This is a genomic window from Gemmiger sp. An120 (assembly GCF_002160955.1).
GTDB classification, from domain to species: Bacteria; Bacillota; Clostridia; order Oscillospirales; family Ruminococcaceae; genus Gemmiger_A; species Gemmiger_A avium.
This window is the reverse complement of the sequence record NZ_NFLN01000011.1, coordinates 74,999-92,371: the sequence shown is the minus strand read 5'-3', so window position 1 is coordinate 92,371 and position 17,373 is coordinate 74,999. Positions and strand designations below refer to the sequence as shown.

Annotated in this window: 13 protein-coding genes; 4 read left to right on the top strand and 9 right to left on the bottom strand. The window is 43.2% G+C overall.

The window, feature by feature from the left end; genetic code table 11:
* The first annotated feature begins 1 nt into the window (after nt 1).
* The 3 genes from B5E65_RS10475 to B5E65_RS10465 are packed head-to-tail and all read left to right on the top strand — an operon-like array spanning nt 2 to nt 5,149.
* Nucleotides 2-1,627, top strand: coding sequence for a nuclease-related domain-containing DEAD/DEAH box helicase (locus B5E65_RS10475; RefSeq protein ID WP_087171718.1), 1,626 nt, complete (start codon nt 2-4; stop codon nt 1,625-1,627).
* A 37-nt stretch (nt 1,628-1,664) separates the two neighbouring features.
* Complete coding sequence (locus tag B5E65_RS10470; RefSeq protein WP_087171717.1) at nt 1,665-3,692, top strand: radical SAM protein; 2,028 nt, start codon at nt 1,665-1,667, stop codon at nt 3,690-3,692.
* Between the two features lie 2 nt (nt 3,693-3,694).
* Nucleotides 3,695-5,149, top strand: coding sequence for an ATP-binding protein (locus B5E65_RS10465; RefSeq protein WP_087171716.1), 1,455 nt, complete (start codon nt 3,695-3,697; stop codon nt 5,147-5,149).
* 107 nt (nt 5,150-5,256) lie between these two features.
* Here the strand turns inward: B5E65_RS10465 and B5E65_RS10460 are convergent, their stop codons facing one another.
* From B5E65_RS10460 to B5E65_RS16565, 9 genes are all read right to left on the bottom strand, one after another.
* Nucleotides 5,257-6,435 carry a tyrosine-type recombinase/integrase gene (locus B5E65_RS10460; RefSeq protein WP_087171715.1) on the bottom strand — a complete coding sequence of 393 codons (1,179 nt, stop codon included), beginning with the start codon at nt 6,433-6,435 and terminating at the stop codon, nt 5,257-5,259.
* Nucleotides 6,436-6,586: 151 nt separating this feature from the next.
* On the bottom strand, nt 6,587-7,702 hold the full coding sequence (locus B5E65_RS10455) for a tyrosine-type recombinase/integrase (protein WP_158098568.1): 1,116 nt from the start codon (nt 7,700-7,702) through the stop codon (nt 6,587-6,589).
* 95 nt (nt 7,703-7,797) lie between these two features.
* Nucleotides 7,798-8,841 carry an AAA family ATPase gene (locus B5E65_RS10450; RefSeq protein WP_087171713.1) on the bottom strand — a complete coding sequence of 348 codons (1,044 nt, stop codon included), beginning with the start codon at nt 8,839-8,841 and terminating at the stop codon, nt 7,798-7,800.
* A 1,275-nt stretch (nt 8,842-10,116) separates the two neighbouring features.
* Nucleotides 10,117-11,049 (bottom strand): hypothetical protein, encoded by a 933-nt coding sequence (locus tag B5E65_RS16035; protein WP_143403003.1) that lies wholly within the window; start codon nt 11,047-11,049, stop codon nt 10,117-10,119.
* Nucleotides 11,046-13,052 carry an ORC-CDC6 family AAA ATPase gene (locus tag B5E65_RS10445; protein ID WP_143403002.1) on the bottom strand — a complete coding sequence of 669 codons (2,007 nt, stop codon included), beginning with the start codon at nt 13,050-13,052 and terminating at the stop codon, nt 11,046-11,048. The genes B5E65_RS16035 and B5E65_RS10445 overlap by 4 nt, the downstream gene beginning before the upstream one ends.
* A complete protein-coding gene (locus B5E65_RS10440) occupies nt 13,015-13,932 on the bottom strand; it encodes a phosphoribosyltransferase-like protein (RefSeq protein ID WP_143403001.1) in 918 nt (305 codons plus the stop codon). The genes B5E65_RS10445 and B5E65_RS10440 overlap by 38 nt, the downstream gene beginning before the upstream one ends.
* A gap of 5 nt (nt 13,933-13,937) precedes the next feature.
* Complete coding sequence (locus B5E65_RS10435; protein WP_087171710.1) at nt 13,938-14,840, bottom strand: DNA-methyltransferase; 903 nt, start codon at nt 14,838-14,840, stop codon at nt 13,938-13,940.
* Nucleotides 14,833-15,051 (bottom strand): helix-turn-helix domain-containing protein, encoded by a 219-nt coding sequence (locus tag B5E65_RS10430; protein WP_087171709.1) that lies wholly within the window; start codon nt 15,049-15,051, stop codon nt 14,833-14,835. The genes B5E65_RS10435 and B5E65_RS10430 overlap by 8 nt, the downstream gene beginning before the upstream one ends.
* Nucleotides 15,052-16,443: 1,392 nt before the next feature.
* Nucleotides 16,444-16,644 carry a hypothetical protein gene (locus tag B5E65_RS16565; RefSeq protein WP_242957526.1) on the bottom strand — a complete coding sequence of 67 codons (201 nt, stop codon included), beginning with the start codon at nt 16,642-16,644 and terminating at the stop codon, nt 16,444-16,446.
* On the opposite strand from B5E65_RS16565, the gene B5E65_RS10425 reads away from it, so the two are divergent.
* Complete coding sequence (locus B5E65_RS10425) at nt 16,547-17,371, top strand: alpha/beta hydrolase fold domain-containing protein (protein ID WP_343286401.1); 825 nt, start codon at nt 16,547-16,549, stop codon at nt 17,369-17,371. The two genes, B5E65_RS16565 and B5E65_RS10425, sit on opposite strands and share 98 nt — an antisense overlap.
* Nucleotides 17,372-17,373 lie beyond the last annotated feature (2 nt).

Sequence of the window (17,373 nt, the reverse complement as noted above, 5' to 3'; positions counted from 1 at the left end):
TATGGCCATCATGCACCCGTCGGATATAACCAGAAGGAAGCATGTCAAATCAGAAGAATCTTTCTTCAATGCATGCCGAGATCAACTTAGTGACAAGTACCATGTATTCTTCTCTGTTCGTTGGTATTCCGAAGAAGACGGAAAAAGAATAGACAGCGAATGTGATTTCTTAATTTTCAATCCTGATTACGGCTTTTTATGCGTTGAATGCAAAGGCGGTAATGGGATCTATGTGGATGACAACGACACATGGTTCCTTGAGGAATATGGCGGAGATCGGAAGCTAAGATGTTCTCCGTATAAACAGGCTGAAGAAAGCATGCGATTCTTCAAAAGATACTATGAAGATGAGCTCGAGATAGCATATCCTGGAATTTATGGGAATGCTGTGGCCTTTCCCAAATTTGCAGTTTCTATACCAATCACAGTGGAATCCCCTCTTGCTCTGACTATCGACATTAAGGATATGGGAAATCTGCAACCGAAAATTGTCGAAATTTTCCGGTATTTTAACACCAAACGTGGTGGACACGCTTCCTTTATGTCTCCCGATGCTCAAAAAAAGTTTATTGGTTTAATCAATAAGCGGGTAGCACTTTCTATTGCTGCGGGTGCACTCATTGAAGATAAGGAGCGAGAACTTGCAGAAATAAATCAAACCCAAGACGTTGTTATCGATTTACTGATGCATTATCCCAGGGCATTTATCATAGGTGGGGCCGGAACGGGGAAAACCTGGATTGGCATTAAGAAGATAAAACGCTGTGTATTAATCGGAAAATGTGCGCTTTATCTTTGTTATAATGCAACCCTTGCTGCCCGAGTAAAAGAGCATATAGGAATAGATGGAGCAGATGTTTATAGCATTGATAAATTTGCCCAAAAAATTCTTGGAGCTGCATATAAAACTGCCCCAGTGGTAAATGGTTGCAAAGAATATGCTAATCTACTGGAACAGCTACCTACCTTGCCACAATACGATCTAATAATTGTTGATGAAGCACAGGATTTTACCGAAGACTGGGCGTACTGTGCAAATCTGTTAATGAAAGAAAACGGTTCACTATATGTATTTTATGACGAAAGCCAAAACGTGTTTTCACGCCATTTTGGAGATAAGTTTTTTATCGATAGTGAGCCATTTGTCCTTAGATATAATATTCGGAACACCTCCAACATTTATCAATACACCTTAGAAAGAACTGCTCTAGGCACTGACACCTTAGTAAATCAGATTGAAGGTGTACAGCCCGATGTAAGAAAACTAACAAGAAAGCAAGCAGTGATTTCGTTTGTCGATTCAGTTGTTAATAAGCTGATTAACAAGGAAGGCGTCTCTTCTGAGAAAATTGTGATTTTGAGTAATCTGGGACTGGATCACTCAGTGCTAAATGGTGTAAGCTATGTAGGAGGATATCCATTAACCTCATTGTCTAAAAAAATTCCAGGGGGAATAGTATTTGCAACAGTTGAAGATTTCAAAGGCTTGGAGTCAGATATCGTAATCTTTATTAACCATACTTATAAAGGTGAAGCCAAATCAGAAGATATTAGAGCTATTCAGTACACTGCATTAACCAGAGCTCGTTTTTATTTATATGTAATTGATTACGAGAAGCCGCTATAAACCACAAGTCAAATATGCTTGTGTTTGGAGGAACCCGATGGCAGACATTTTATTACTTGAGCCAGGATATGCAAATAAGTATCCACCTATTGGCTTAATGAAAATTTCCTATTTCCATAAATATATACATCATGATTATGTGCGTTTTGCAAAAGGTAAACTCCCTGATGCATTTAAGGAAAAAAAATGGGATAGGGTTTACGTCACTACTCTATTTACTTTTGAATGGCAAAAAACTAAAGAGGCCCTAGAATATGCTCTTAGTGTGGTAAAAGATCCTTCTCAAGTATACACTGGCGGAATTTTAGCCACTCTGATGCCGGAGTTGATTGCTGAAAATTTTCCAACGGTGAAAAACAACCCGGGCCTTTTGGACAAAAAAGGTACCCTAGGGCTTGAACATGAAGAATGCATTGACAGATTGACTCTTGATTATGGCATCTTAGATGATATTGCCGACGAATATGTTTACCCTGCACACGATGCATATTTCACATACATGACACGTGGCTGCGGCATGAAATGTGCTTTTTGTGCAGTTCAAACCCTCGAACCTGAGTATTATCCGTATATTTCAATCACAGACACTGTACGGCGAGTTGATGAGCAATTTGGGCCTAAAAAGGATCTGTTGCTTATGGATAATAATGTTCTTAGATCTCCGAGATTTGATGAAATTATCGATGAGATAAAAGACTTGGGGTTTGCAAAAGGTGCAACTTATATAAATCCTAAAACTAAAAAACGTGTACAACGCTTTGTTGATTTCAACCAAGGGTTAGATGCATTTCTTCTAACCCCGCATAAGGCAAAAAGGCTTGGAGAATTAGCGATAAGGCCTGCCAGAATTGCCTTTGATCATATTGAAGATGCCGAAGCTTATAAGAAAGCTATCCGTCTTTGCGCTGAAAACGGCATCACGCATATGTCGAACTACCTGCTTTACAATGGCGTGGATTTTACTGGGAAAGGGCACAGCTATCATGCAGATACTCCTGAAGATTTATATGAGCGTATGCATATCTCCATGGCCCTGCAAGAAGAATTGATTAAAAGTACCGGACATAAAGTGGCCATTTTCTCTTTCCCGATGAGATATATTCCATTGGAAGATCTTAAACGAGGTTTTGTAGGAACACATTGGAACCCAAAATATCTTCGTGCCTTACAAAGAATGCTGATTCCTACACAAGGAAAAGGAGTTTCCTCTAGATCGTTCTTCGAGGCAGATTTCGGGAAAACTCCAGAGGAGTTTGTTCGAGCCTTAGCAATGCCGGAAAGCCACCTTGGATGGCGAGGAGATTTTATTCCCCATAAAAATGAAACCCCAGGTGAAATTAAAGCAAGAAAAGCAGTATGGGACGAAAACCAGCTCTATTTGAAAGAATGGAATCGCTTGTTCGATATGTTGGGAGATTCCCGTGAGACTTTTATTTCTACAATTGGGGATAACAATACCACTATTGACCGTTTTGTCGCCTTATCCGATCTTACACAGAAAAAGCTATTTATTCATTATTTTACTACTTCAACGATGTTAAAGGCTTTTTCTATGGAATCGGAAAATGACCGAAAAATCTACGTTGATTATATTACAAACGAGTTCCCAATTATGTATCAACGTTTGATTAGGTATATTACGAACGGAAGAGTTCCTTATTCCTCTTTATTAGGAATATGCCGAGTCATGGACAAAAAAGTAGTAGTTGATATCCTTAACTTCTTAGATTATGAAGCTGAAGAACTTCCTTTTGTTGTCCATAATCTGTCAAAAGTTCAAACTATGATAAAGAAATTCTTCTTTGATTTTGAACTTATCAAATGTCTGTTCATGTATTCTCAGTATGGAATTCTAAACCGCAGAGAGAGGAACAGGATCATTAATTCTATCAAGACCTTAGATGAAAGGACCACACGAGAGCTCCTTCTAAAGCATTTCGAAAGCTTTAAGTCCGCGGTGTTAATGAATGCCACGGAGGGGGAAGTTGGTGCTACTTATATTATTGAAGAACTAGATAAGCAGCTTACCAATGTTTACAAACAACTCTCAATATATGACGTATAATTATGAATCACGAACTTGTAATAGGGAAATACACCCTAGAGTCCCTTACCAATGGTATGTATGCCTCGCCTCTCGATCTTTATCGAGAATATATTCAAAACGCAGCAGATTCCATAGATACTGCTATTGCTGAAGGACTTGAACGGCCCGATTATTTTGAAATCGTAATAAATCTGAATCTCGAAAAGAACTCTCTCTCAATCTTCGATAATGGCCATGGACTTTGCCAAAAAGAAGCCATCTCAACTCTTATTGACATCGGCAATTCAAATAAACGAAGAGCTCAGAATAGAGGGTTTCGTGGAATCGGACGCTTGGCCGGTTTAGGGTATTGTGATGAACTCATTTTCGTCACATCTTTCTCTGGCGAGAATACAAAGACTCTGATCCATTATAATGCCAAGTTGTTAAGGGAGCTTTTGCTTACTTCGAGTAAAGACAATATTAGTGTACATGATGTCATGAACCAAATTATCTCTGTCGAAGCACTTGCTGAAAAAGCAAGCCGACACTATTTCGAAGTAAAAATGCTTGGCGTGACAAGTAATAGCGGATTAATGGATGAAGGCCGTGTACGTGATTATTTAATCCAGCATTCCCCTCTTCCGTTTGGGAAAGATTTCAAATGGAGCAGTATAATACAAGAAAAATTAAGAATTTCGGGATATACTGTTCCTGCATACTGCATCTGCCTTAATGGCGAGGAACTATATAAACCTTACTCTGATCGCTTTGTTTCGGATCGTGTAAAAAAGATCACAGACAGCATTCAAGATATTCGCGTAGAGAAATTTTATAGAGGCAAAGCATTAAGTGCAGTTCTTTGGTATGCCCACACTGCTTTTTACGGAACTATTAATGATAATGCTATAAAAGGGATCCGTGTGCGCCAGGGTAACATTCTGATCGGAGACAAATCGACCTGCAATTCGTATTTCAAGGAAGATCGCTTTAATGGATGGATCATGGGTGAATTATATGTTCTTGATCCTGATTTGATTGCGAATTCACGTCGAGATGACTTTGAAAAGAACGAGGCATATTATGAGTTAATTGAGATGTTCAAGGAATGGGCCTTTTCTGTTTCAAAAGATATCCGTCGCATATCTTACGAAAGGAGCCTCTCAAGAGAAAAAAGGGCAGTTGTAGAAGCTCAATCTTTTGAAGATGTAAATGATCTTTGTTATGAAGATTATAGCTACGCAGAGGAGATTACAGAAAGTGACTTTTTAGGCAGTAGCGAATCTGAAATAGTCGCTGAAATGGACTATATGGATAGGTTATCGTCATTAATTGACCAAAAGAAATCTCAAACTAAGTATCGCGCTTTAAATATCAATCTGAAACTCACAATGGAACAGCGAAAGGTTTTAGAGCGTGTTTTCGATTTAATTCAACAGGAATACGAATCTTCGGATGCCGAAAAATTTATTACCACAATTGCTAGAAGTTTTTAGTATATGTCCATTTACATTTCAATGTTACTAACCGTGCAGGCTTCCACAAAAGTTGTGTTGCTTTCGCACGCCTCTGTTTTTCCAACCGCCTTCTTTTTAAGATTCATTCACAGCCCCATCGCCTCGCTGAGCTTCTGCCCGGCGAGGCGTTTGTTTTTGTCGAAAGCATGGCTGTAGATGTCCAGGGTTGTACTGGGCTGCGCGTGGCCCAGCAGACCCGCCACTGTACGCACATCTACCCCTTGGGCAATGAGCATACTGGCATTTGTATGCCGCAGGCTGTGCACATTCAGGTCGTCCGGCAGGCCGTTCTCCCGCAGAATCATTTTGAAGCGGTAGGTAAAGGTGCATGGAACCATTGGGTTCCCATTGGACTGTTGGAACAAGTATTCATCCGGCGTTAGTTCATCGTCTCCCTGCTGCTCTTTTTCCCATTGACACTCTTTTTCCCAAGCACGCAACAGCTTACACATATCTTTGGAGAGGTACACCACCCGCACCCCCGCTCTGGTCTTGGGTTCCTTGACCATAATGGGCTGTCGGCTCAATTTGACCACGTTTCTGCGGATGTGCAGCGCCCGCTGCCGCCAGTCGATGTCCGACCAGCGCAAACCGCAGGCTTCGCCCCGACGCATTCCGGTGGCAAGGATAAGTTTGTAGTACACCTCGTATTTCAAACTCTGGGTCTCCAGCGCCGCGATAAGCCGCTGCACTGTTTCTTCGTCCGCCACCGGCCGCTCCTTGGAGATGCCCTTCTTTTTGTAGGCCCGCCACGCAGGATTATGAGTGATATAACCGGCTTCCACTGCGTCGGACAGGATGCCACACAGGCAGGAGTGGATTCCTTCCACCGTTCCCTCTGCTAGAAACTCTCCGGTGCTTTCTCTACGCACCTGCCGCATGGCATCGTAAAAATCTCGAAGGATTTCCTTGTTTAGTTCCGTCAGCTTGTAGTGGCCAAGGGCCGGTAGGATGCGGCGGATGTCCTGCCTGTCTCGGGACAGTGTGCTGGCCGCCAGTTTTTTGGGCGCGACCTGTTCCAGCCAGATGTCAATGTATTTGGCCAGGGTGATGCTGCGGTCCACCGGCTGCGCAGGGCTGTGCTTTACCTCCTGCTCATAGAGCACCGCCTGCTCGTTCAGCCACTTTTGCGTCTGCTTCGCCGTCAGGCCCAGTGGTGGATGGACCGTCTTTTGGGCCGGCTTCAAACGGTTCCCCTGGTAATCGTACCCGCGGGACACCACCAGCAGATAGCTGTTCTCGCCGCGTTTTCGGATGCTTGCCATCGTTGACCACTCCTTTTGTGTTTTGGTACCACAAAGCATACCGACAACTGCGACAGATATCTATCACCAAATCCAACAAGAAGAGGGCTCTGCATTTTACTCTGCCTCATCAACAGCAACAGGGGCGACGGTCGCCCGTCGCCCCTGCTGTTCAGTTTGCCGCACTCATACACTGCGCTTCGCGCTGTTCCCGCTCCCAGGCTTCTTGTTCCGCCGGTTCCAGCATGCTCTCCAAGATGAGCGCCGCCTGCTGCTTGCTCTCCAGTTGGGGATGGCAGTAGGTACGCTCTAAAAAGCTGGTATCCGCATGCCCCAGCAGGTCAGCCGCCACCTGTTTGCTGGTATTGTTTTGCAGCAGGTAGGTGGCGAAGAAATGCCGCAGGGTGTGCAGATGATACTCTGCGGGGAAGTCGTTCTTCTGGTAAAGCCTGCGAAGCCGCCGGGTAAAAGAGTCCGGGTGGGCCGGCCCTTCGGCGGTAGAGAAGATGTAGTCATCCGGGCGGATAATTCTCCCCTCTCTTGCCTGCTCCAGAAACAGCTCACCCATGTAGTCGTGCACCAGATCCGGAATCACCACGGTGCGGGCGCGGTGGTTTTTGGTGCTGCTCTCCACAATGCCCTGCCCCAGCACCGAGCTGCGGGAGCGCTGCACCAACACTGCCCCGCCGCTGTGCAGGTCGTTCCAGCGCAGGGCGCACAGTTCGCCCCGGCGCATCCCGGTGGCAATGGCGGTCAGATAAAACACCCGGTAGAGGAGCGGCTCCTGCAAAATGCATTGCAACAATTTGCGCATCTCGAACTCGCTGGGGATGGGCTGCACCTTTCTTTCCACCCGGATGCCCCGCACCCGATGGGCAGGATTATAGAGCAGAATGTCGTTCCGCTTTGCGTCTTCCAGTACCGCCGAGACCGTCTGGAGATACTTGCGAACCGTGTCTTCACACACCGGTTCGCCGTTGCGCTTTTTCCGTTTGCGCAGCTCCGCACACATTTCTTCCAGAATCAGCGGACGGAGCTTGTTCAGTGCGATGCCGCCGATGTAGGTATAGACGATTTTCAGCTCTCGCTGATAGCCAGCCAGGGTGCTGGGCTTGTAATGAGTCTGGCGTTTGAGCCAGCTCTCAGCATACTGCTCAAAGGTGGTTCGGTCGTCTTCGTCCATTCCGCAGCGAAACCGCTTCTCCAGCTTCTGGGCTTCTGCGTAGACGTACTGCATCACGCTGCGTTTGGGGATCTCCTTTGGCACGTCGATGGTACGGCTCTGCATCCGCTTTTGTCCTCCGGGGCGGTACCCGTTGCAGACGGTGATCTTGAATTTTCGTTCGCCTCTTTGTTTGATGGACGCTATTCCGCTCACCCCCATTACGAAGCCTGTGACGCCGGTGACGGCAGTGACAGCATATTCGCCGCGATTTCTTCTCCGGGAATGCCGTCACAACCGTCACTTCTGTCACCAAGCCAGAGCCGAAGGGACCTTTTGCTGTTGGTACGGCTCACTTCCAGCCCAATTCCCGCTTCTGCCAGCTGACGGCCACGACTCTGGAGATACCGGGAAAGCTGTGCCGGCCCAAAGAGCAGGCCTTCCTTTCCCAGCCAGTCAGCCAGCTCAGTTGCAGTGCCTTGAAACGCATCCTGCCGAAGCAGTTTTTGCAGCAGCATGACAAGCAGGCCAAACTGAAGCTGTTCCGGGTCGGTCGTTCGGTTCCAGCGGCAATCGTCAAACTCCAGTGTTTCCTCCTGGTCTTCAATGTCCCGCCCGGTCGCGGTAAGTACCGCCACATTCTCCTGTCGTTTAGGACGTACCAGAATAAGGGTACCGTCCGCCGCACCCGTCAAGCCGTTCGTACCGGACAGCCGGTTAAACGGATCCTCGTCCGGCAGCTTGCGCAAATGGTGGATTGCCAGCAGACAAACATGGTAGCGGTCAGCGATGCTCTTGAGCGCCGCCGCATCCTGGTAATCCGAGCCGTAGGACATCCCGCTGCCGGACACGCAACGCACCTTTTGCAAGGTGTCCAGAATAACGAGACGGATATCAGGATGCTCGTCCAGCGTATGTTCCAGCTGCGGCTCCAGCCCTTGTCCGATAGGCAACGCCTGCCCGCAAAGGTAAAGCCCGGAAGGTGCGGTTTGGGTGAGGCGCAGCGCACGGGAATGCAGTCGCTGCGGGCCATCTTCCAATGCCAGATAGAGCACCTCGCTTTGGTGGGTAGCACGTCCAAGGAAGGCCGTCCCGTCGCACACCGCCAGACAGAGCTGCAATGCCAGCCAACTTTTTCCCACCTTAGGCGAACCACCCAAAATGTATAGTCCCGGTGCGAGCAAGCCTTCCACAATGAAATCCACCGGTTCCACGGGTTGCTCAAACAAAGTTTGCATCGTATACAGATTCAGGTTTTGGTTCATCGCAACATCCTCTCTATTGTATCATTTGGTGTTTTACGAACGTGATAATTGTCCTCTTTCACATTCCTCCTTGTTAATGTTTTTATTTTGAAGAAGAAGGGCGCCGGAATTGAACTTGTAACGCCGCTTCTTCAAAACAGCTACCCTGATTCTCCGCGCACCATGTCCGTTCACAATGCATGCGACATACAAGGATATCGTTTTCGATATCCTTTGAAAGGGGTATGTTGGTTCTTCCGGCGCCAAGGATATCGTTTATGATATCCTTGCTTATCAAAACCACCTATGAGGCAGTTCGACTTACGTGGGAGATTCTTGACATGTAGATTCGTCTGCCAGGGGTTTGGGTTCGCCCAAGGCAAACAGCGTTTGGATATCCAAACGCTATGCTTGCAAAGCTAGACACCTCCTGGGAGAGACCATATTGTGCGATGATAGTGTGGCAATAACCTCCGTGTTTGAGGCATGGTTTCAAACCGAGATGTGCCTCTTTGGGTTGCCATTGCCGTCATCCTCGGCACGATAATGCGGTGTTCTTTGAGTGGACATAGATGGAATCGAACGGGCGGTTCAAAAGAATACGAACAGAGCTACGCCGTGGAAAAGAACAGCCTTACCCTGCCACAAATCGCATCACGCCGCGAAAAGCCTCATGTTATAAGGCTTTTCTTGCCTCACAAAATACAGTTTGTGATACGGGCAAGATACGGAAACGGGGTGGTTTTCTTCGCAACATTCTTTTTCTCCTTTTCCAGAATATCACAAGTGAGATACGATAATTCGGACTTTCAATCCTTGTTCAGAACAGGGTGTTTCAGATTCCGCCCGGGCACCTGGATCAAGGAAGCCTAATTAGACTTCCTTAATGGGTTTAATTGGCGCTTTATACGAAAACAAGGAAGCCTAATCAGGCTTCCTTGTTTTAAAAGCTCAGCAAATATGAAGAACGCAAGACTATGAATTTACTGTTCTAATTGTGGAGTGAGAGAGCTCTTCCGCTACAGATTAGTATCGCCCCCTCATTTCCACCTATATCTAGGAGCCCCACATAGCATACGCCGCTATGGTTCATACGGTGGCGTCTCTCAATCCATTTATCTGTCCGTTTGTGACACACGGGTCCGTTTTAGAGAACCCGGGAAATATCCTTTCTTTCCGTCTTACATGGTTTCCGGGCGGATATGGTGGTGTCAAGAGTTTTTCGCAAATTGGTTTGCAGACTCTAGCATGAATGGAGTTTGCCGGCAATAATTAGTTTGGCGTTTAAGAGACCATTTACTGTACCAGTGAAATCTCATACACTAAACTCTTTGTAACTTGATTAGTTATATGTGAAGAGTAAACGTCAGAAATTGGGTACACAATACGAGCTTTCTCGTAATTCAAAGCGAACATACATACCCCCAAAGCTACAGGTTTCGTAGCTAATGGAGAAATACATATCGATGGCTCGTCAGAATACCTTTTCTCAAGAAAATTATATACTTCAAATGGATTATCAGCAGGCGCATAAAGGATTGCGTCGTACTTTTTTCCTTTAATCGAACTTCGATTATTTAGGATGCTAATATCTTTATACTTTTGCGAAAGCGATGGCAAACTGTTGACAAACGTCAAATGTTTGTAAGCAGCTTCTTCCAAAACTTTTAGCGATAGGGCTCCTTCGAATCCAAGAAAAACAACATAAGTCGAATTCGGGTCATCAGGGTTATAATCTCCACCATAACCAGCTAATTCATAATTTCGCAAATCACCAAGAGAGGATTTATAAGAAAAATCTCCTGCAAAATACTCATAATCGTATGGGACAGAATAGATGCACGGAATATGCTTTGTATGATCATTTAACTTTAGAATTTTCATAATCGAAAACATATCCGGAATTCGGACACAAGAAATGTCTATAGCCATGTTTTTGTTAATATAAGGCTTAATTAGTTTTTTGAATTGCAGGATGAAGCTGTTCACATCATTCGATACAGAGATTTCTTGCGCTCGGCCTTCGAACAGTTTATTTAGAGCAGTGGAATGGCTTCCATTATCGTACTTGATAATAATAGCATGTTCCACTTGTACACCAGATGCAAGCATCTTAGAAATCCCCTCAGTAGATCTTTCGTCGTCATGTGCAGCACAAATAAAACAGTCTACAGTATCAAATATATAACCGCCAATCTGTTCCATTTTATAAACAACGCTATTACTCAACAACTACCATCTCCAATCTCCCCAAAGAGGGATAGTTGTTCGGCGGATTCTTCTTTTTTTGTCCCCAGTACTTTTCCAACTGCAGAAGGGGTAAAAATACCTTCGCACATTTTTGAAAACTCTTCTTTTTCAATGGATACGTTAAATCCGCCACGAGTTCTGTACGAAATATTAAACAGAGGTGAGAAAATACGATCAATATAAAAGATATCGCCCCGCTTATTAATATCTACAGATAACCGTTGAGGAGTGGGCTTCTTTACTATCATAGACCATCTTAATGCCATATTCAAAGTAGTAGAATTCATTTCCTCGAGCTCTAATTTATCAAGAACGAACTGATTAGTTTCCGGATAGCGGGCTCGCCTGTCTTTATGGAATTCGGCAAACATATTACCCAAGTTTAGGATTAGTTTTCTGATGCTCTCACCGTACTGGATGATGGAGCAGATATCGTCAAATTCTTTGGCAGAAAACTTATGGATTGCATTACTTTGAGTTAGCGCCGAAACAGAAAGATTATCAAAAAAAGCATCGGGTTCATAAAATAAGGCATCAGAAATTATTTCACGACAAAGATTGATAAAAACGCGTGTGTTACCGTTAGCCAAATGAACAATTGTATTAAAACTATAGTACATCTTGTTCTTTTTATAAATCGAACACAAAAGCACTGTCAATGTGTACCGATATTTATTCTCATAATCAAGCTTATACTTTTGGCTTTCAAGCGTATGGCATTTATTAAGATAATCCCACATCACTTGCTGAACATCGCGGGCAATTTTCAACTTATCTTTGTCCGGATTACGTATTACCCATAGTGCATTGAGCATTTCCATTATGGGGTTATCTGGTGCTTCGATTATGCTGATGATTGCATTGATCTGTTCTCCAGAAAGAGCCGTGTCCGTCTTTAGAATTTGGCGGATATGTTCTTTTCTACTACCTGCATTATTTTTGCACTCTTCTAAAAGGTCTTCAGTACTACCAAATAACCGTTTCACATCAACAGAAACATCCTTGAAAACTAAATCAATCCGTTTTTGAGCCACGCTGTAAAAGTATTTTTTAGGATCACCAGTTCTCATATTTTCATCTAAATCAACAAGCAGATAGTCATTATTGATCCTTAAATACTCTGTATCATTAATAGTTGCAGTTTCAATATTTCGCTCAGTTCTTCTGCCGATTCGAAGCGTAAGTTTATCGTTAGCATACTTTAGCATAGTATTGAAGCTTCTTTGCAACTCTGGTGGAAGCGCTTCGTATTCATCTACCATTAGAACATAGTTAATAGACGACAACTCCTGTACAGATTTTCTGATAGAGTCGATAAGCACTTCGGCCAAGCTGAAAGGACTAAACTTCCGAGCGATCTTAATATCATCGTCCAAAAAAATAGAAAGGTTTTTGTAGTCTTGGATTGCTTTAATTTCTTTTACAACTGAGGTATACAAGTCTTTGAAACTTTTAAATGGTTCAATGGCATATACGGCAGAAATTTCACCAAGAATTTTTTGTTCAAATTTATCGGACGATAATTCTCCCTCGGCTTCCAAATCCAATATCATATTAATAATACTTTGAGAAATATGCATCTGCATATAATATGAGAAAACATCCTCCCATTCTTCTAAGGAACTATCAGCACAGACCGCCTTCAGCGAGTTGATAAAAGGAGGGTCACACCTGAAATAAAAGCCGACACCTCCACATTTTCTTAAATGTGAAATAATACTGCCATATTCTTTTGCGACAATTTTTTGTGCATCATAGGAGTAGTACTTAAATAGCATGGTTTTGCCAGAGCCGCGAGATCCCTGAATAATAAATGGCATTTTTTGTGTAAAAAACACCGAAGCAGACAATAATTCTTTGAGCCCTTTATCAGTAGGATCACACCAAAATCTGACAATCTTATCCGTATCGATAAGAGAAGCATTAAAATCATCAAATGGATTTTTAAATGTATTTCTCAAAAGTGCGCCATATTCTTGCATCTGTTCTAATCTTCTCCTTTCGTTCAAATATAGGAATCCAGCCATTCTTATTGGACCAAAAGATTGGCAAAGTATTATTGGGCGTATTATAAAAGAAGCCAAAGAGATACTGACCATCTTTATATCCGAGGGGATAGTTGCTAAACACTTTGCTTCCATAATGAGTACAAAAGTCTTTAACCGGATCTAATAAATCAGGAAACTTGTGGAATAGAATGGATTGGTCAGAGAAGCATTGATTTTTCTCATCAATCTCAATACAACTAATGGTTTTTATTCCATTCTGTAGAAGTTCCTTTTCGGCCTGGGAAGATGATATTAGTGTAATTAAGTATACGCTATCAAAAGAATGATTTTTGACGAAATCGGTGATAGGGTCTTTTGCTTGAGTCGCACTTAATGTGACGTCGTCAATAAAGATTGCAACATTTCCGTTTATGCTTGTATTTTCCGTTAAAAAAAAGAAGCGGTCAATACCAATCTTAGCTTGTTTTCTGAATTGATATGCAATAAAGCCTCCGCTTTCGCTTGCACTGCCAAGCGGAATATAGCAAAAGTCTTTCATGCTTTTCAACAGTGTTTTTTCAGTGAGGCTTTGATCGTTTACATATGTATGAATAAATTTCTTATATAGGTTTTTGCAAAGATGATCAACTTCTTTTTCGTTATAGTGAGTATAATTTGATAACAACCATAATGCTATTCTTTCCTCATCCTCTTTTGGAAAGATTTCTCCTTGAAAATTGTTTAGCCAAGCAGAAACATTATACTCAGTGAAATTCTGAAGCGCCCATGAATATGTAACCGTATCTTGAATGTTGCACATAAGGGTAGCGCTGTCAGGAAAAGCATCAGGAAATGTGATTGTTTTCGTTGCCATTTCTCTCACCTCACAAACCTGTACTTAGACCCCATATAGTACTCCTTATCTGCCTCCACACTTATCCAGCGACGCTTTGCCTTCTCCGCGCAGTAGCCGGTAGTATTGCTGCCAGCAAAGCAGTCCATTACAATATCGTCCTCATCCGTTAGTAGGTTAATAAAAAATCTTGGAACTTCGAATGGCATACGTGCAGGATGAATTTTCATGCCTTTTTCTTTGCATCTGAGAAGGTATGGGTCTCTGCTGTTTGTGTTTGAGGCAATGATGACATTAGAAGGAATTGCTCCTCCATTGTTATGATTAAAAGCAGTTTCACTAATGCTGTGCTCTGAAGGGCGTTCTCCAGCATTATATTGACCTGTCTCAAGTAGCTTTTTCATTTGCTTACTATATTGTTTGAGGACATTCCTATTATTTGCTTTAGGGGTTGCACTTCGCGAGAACCACCACACTCGTGTAAAAGAATCTTTTACACGAGTTCTATCGATATTAACATACTGAATGGGCGAAGGGAGTCTCGCCGGATTGTAGTAGATGAACTCTTGGCACAAAGAAAGGCCACATTCATTTTTTATACTAAGCAATGTCTCCATAGGGAGTGTTGAAAACGTGGGTTCACCGTAATTCCATGCGTTGCCAATTTCAATTACGATAGAACCATCTTCCGTTAACAGCGGCAACATTGATTTAACTACATCACAGAGCCATTTTTTATATTCATCCCCATTTAAATTCCCGTATTTTTTTGCTCTGTTTAAGGGAAATGGCGGAGATGTAAAAATCAACTGTATCTGTCCTTGATAATTAGGGACCAGATACTCCGAAATAACAGTTTCACATTTCTCGTTGATACAAATTCCGAGTGGCGTATTATAACGCCGCCATTTATTTTTCGGATTAATCATTTTTATCCTCCGGCAGTTCAACTTCCACAATATCACCAATATCACATCTCAGCACGCTGCAAACACGAGTTAAGATTTCCATCGAAACATATTCATTTTTGTTAAGCTTTGTCAATGTGGCCGGAGATAGCTTCGCGCTTTTTCTCAGTTGGGCCTTTGTAATATGTTTTTCGATCAGCAAAATCCAGAGCTTTTTATAGTTTACGGGCATAACTTTCACCTCATTTATCTTCGCAATGAGTGCTGCATATATAATACGCCAAAATAATGATAGCAGCGTCTTCGACAAAAAGCAAGAATTAATGATGTGTTTGCACGACACAATCGTGAGGATACCACAGTTTTACGCTCATCAGATATGAATAAACATATAAATCAAGACAAGACCACCTATTAGTTATTTACTGGATTGCGACTCTCGTTTGCCGGAAGGAGTTTCACTTTTTCGACTTTTTCGTAGTAACGACTCATATCAAGAGTTATTCCAAGATTTTTTCTACCCATTTGGTTGAGTATTCCGCCTGATCATCGTCTTTCATCCTTTCGATACACCCTGGTGTCACACCAAGCTCAAAAGTTTTCTGAAAAATTCATAAAGCAACTATTCTCATAAAATCGATACCCTACACGACCTATTCGCCCTGCGTCACATGCTTTACTGACAGCCCAGAAATGGTTGCCAAGGTCGACACAGAATCATCAATACAAAAACGCCCCCTGTGACAGATTTTGATATTGACCACTTCTCTCCTCCCTCACACCTCTTTTTCCGGCGAAATTGACCACTGTGACCACCATTTGACCACTACGCGTGCAAAAGCCCGCGAAGCCTGTTCTCAAAAGGCTTCGCGGGCTTTTTATATGGTTTTCAACTTTGTGCACAACCGACGAAAAATGGCTTTACAGCGCCGTTTGGCGTTGTGTGTCTGGGAACTCCGACCCGACTACTACGATAAACTGGATTATTGTTGACTAAGCTCTCCTTAACCATCATATAATATATTCGCGAATTTCTTTATGCAAACCGCTTTTCTCCTTTTACTGTCTTGTGAAGTTAATGGATTATTATTTCTTGTTTTCGCGGATTTTAGAGTTCTTGCGGTGACAATACCGCCTGTTTTTACATTCTTGTCCTGATTTGCTATAATCATTTGTTGCACGCTAGCCACTGAAGCAACAACGCAGCGATTCGCCTTTATTTTTTATCCACGGCCCCATCCCCCCCTTTGCTCATTCTACAACCGCACTTGCTTCCTATTCTGGTTTCTGCTCTCTGATTAGCACAACTGAGTCTTAATTTCTGTTTACTCCAACCAAACTACTACAATTAACTGTACTCGTTCCAATTACCAAACAGCCGACTCCAAACATATAGAAACCGGAGAAAAGGCCCTCGCCATCATTACTCAGAATATGGTATAATAACGATATAAACACATCCGCTGTATGTTTCCAGTCGCGGGGAAAAGCAAAAAATGTCGATTTCAAGACTATATGATTAGTCCCGATTACTTTGCAAGCATTGATATGTTCAGACAAAGGATTGGTATCACAATGAAATTCATTGAACAGAAACGAACTCATATTCCAGCCAAAGTCGACTTCATTCATCAAAAATATCTGAATATCCCTTATGCTCAGGGTGGTGAGCGAAATATGCTTGACATCTATCTTCCAAACGATGGCGCTCCTCCCTTTCCCACATCATCGACATTTTTGGCGGCTGGTTTTTCGGCGACAAGAGTTCACACAAATTAGAACCGGCACTTGCACTTTTACGTCGCGGCTTTGCTGTCGTCAGCATCAATTACTCGTTAAGCTGGCAAAAACGTTTTCCTGCACAAATATATGAAGTAAAATCCGCTATCCGCTTTATCCGCGTAAACGCCGAAAAATACGGACTCGATCCAAATCACATTGCTCTGATGGGCGAATCAGCCGGAGCTCATCTTGCTGCTCTGACCGCGCTGTCCGCTTCTTGTGGAAAGCTTGAAGATCCTGACGAAGCGGACCACAAAATTTCAGATCAGGTTCAGGCTGTCATCGCCGTGTACTGTCCATCAAACTTGGGTCTGATCGCCGAGCAATTTAAAGTACTGGGGGTAGAGCCTCAGCAAGAAGAATTTGGCGAAGCCGATTCCATGGCAGGTGTTCTGTTTGGATATCGCAGAGCAAAAGATGCGCCTGAACTGGTACAAATGGCAAATCCCTGCAACTATGTTTCGCCCAACAGCCCACCGTTCCTGTTTTTACACGGAAACAAGGACAGATGTATCCCCATTTTGCAAAGCATGAACCTTGCCAGTGAGATTCTACACGCCACCGATGGCCACCACGTACAGTATCACATCGTTGAAGGGGCCGGCCACAACATCCACGATTTTGAACGTGAAGATCTATATGATTTAGAAAGTGCCTTTTTGAAGAAATGGCTGCTACAGTCTCTTTGTGGCATGTCCGTCGGACTCTCATTTTTCACTCTTCTATGTCTTATGCTTTTGCATCAGGCAACTTTTATAGCAATAACATAAAA

Bases quoted from the DNA above. Each gene is read 5' to 3' on its own strand.
- B5E65_RS10475 (WP_087171718.1), top strand. From the start codon at position 2: ATGGCCATCATGCACCCGTCGGATATAACCAGAAGGAAGCATGTCAAA.
- B5E65_RS10470 (WP_087171717.1), top strand. From the start codon at position 1,665: ATGGCAGACATTTTATTACTTGAGCCAGGATATGCAAATAAGTATCCA.
- B5E65_RS10465 (WP_087171716.1), top strand. From the start codon at position 3,695: ATGAATCACGAACTTGTAATAGGGAAATACACCCTAGAGTCCCTTACC.
- B5E65_RS10460 (WP_087171715.1), bottom strand. From the start codon at position 6,435: ATGGCAAGCATCCGAAAACGCGGCGAGAACAGCTATCTGCTGGTGGTG.
- B5E65_RS10455 (WP_158098568.1), bottom strand. From the start codon at position 7,702: ATGCAGAGCCGTACCATCGACGTGCCAAAGGAGATCCCCAAACGCAGC.
- B5E65_RS10450 (WP_087171713.1), bottom strand. From the start codon at position 8,841: ATGAACCAAAACCTGAATCTGTATACGATGCAAACTTTGTTTGAGCAA.
- B5E65_RS10445 (WP_143403002.1), bottom strand. From the start codon at position 13,052: ATGCAAGAATATGGCGCACTTTTGAGAAATACATTTAAAAATCCATTT.
- B5E65_RS10440 (WP_143403001.1), bottom strand. From the start codon at position 13,932: ATGGCAACGAAAACAATCACATTTCCTGATGCTTTTCCTGACAGCGCT.
- B5E65_RS10435 (WP_087171710.1), bottom strand. From the start codon at position 14,840: ATGATTAATCCGAAAAATAAATGGCGGCGTTATAATACGCCACTCGGA.
- B5E65_RS10430 (WP_087171709.1), bottom strand. From the start codon at position 15,051: ATGCCCGTAAACTATAAAAAGCTCTGGATTTTGCTGATCGAAAAACAT.
- B5E65_RS16565 (WP_242957526.1), bottom strand. From the start codon at position 16,644: ATGCTGACGACAGCAAAGCCGCGACGTAAAAGTGCAAGTGCCGGTTCT.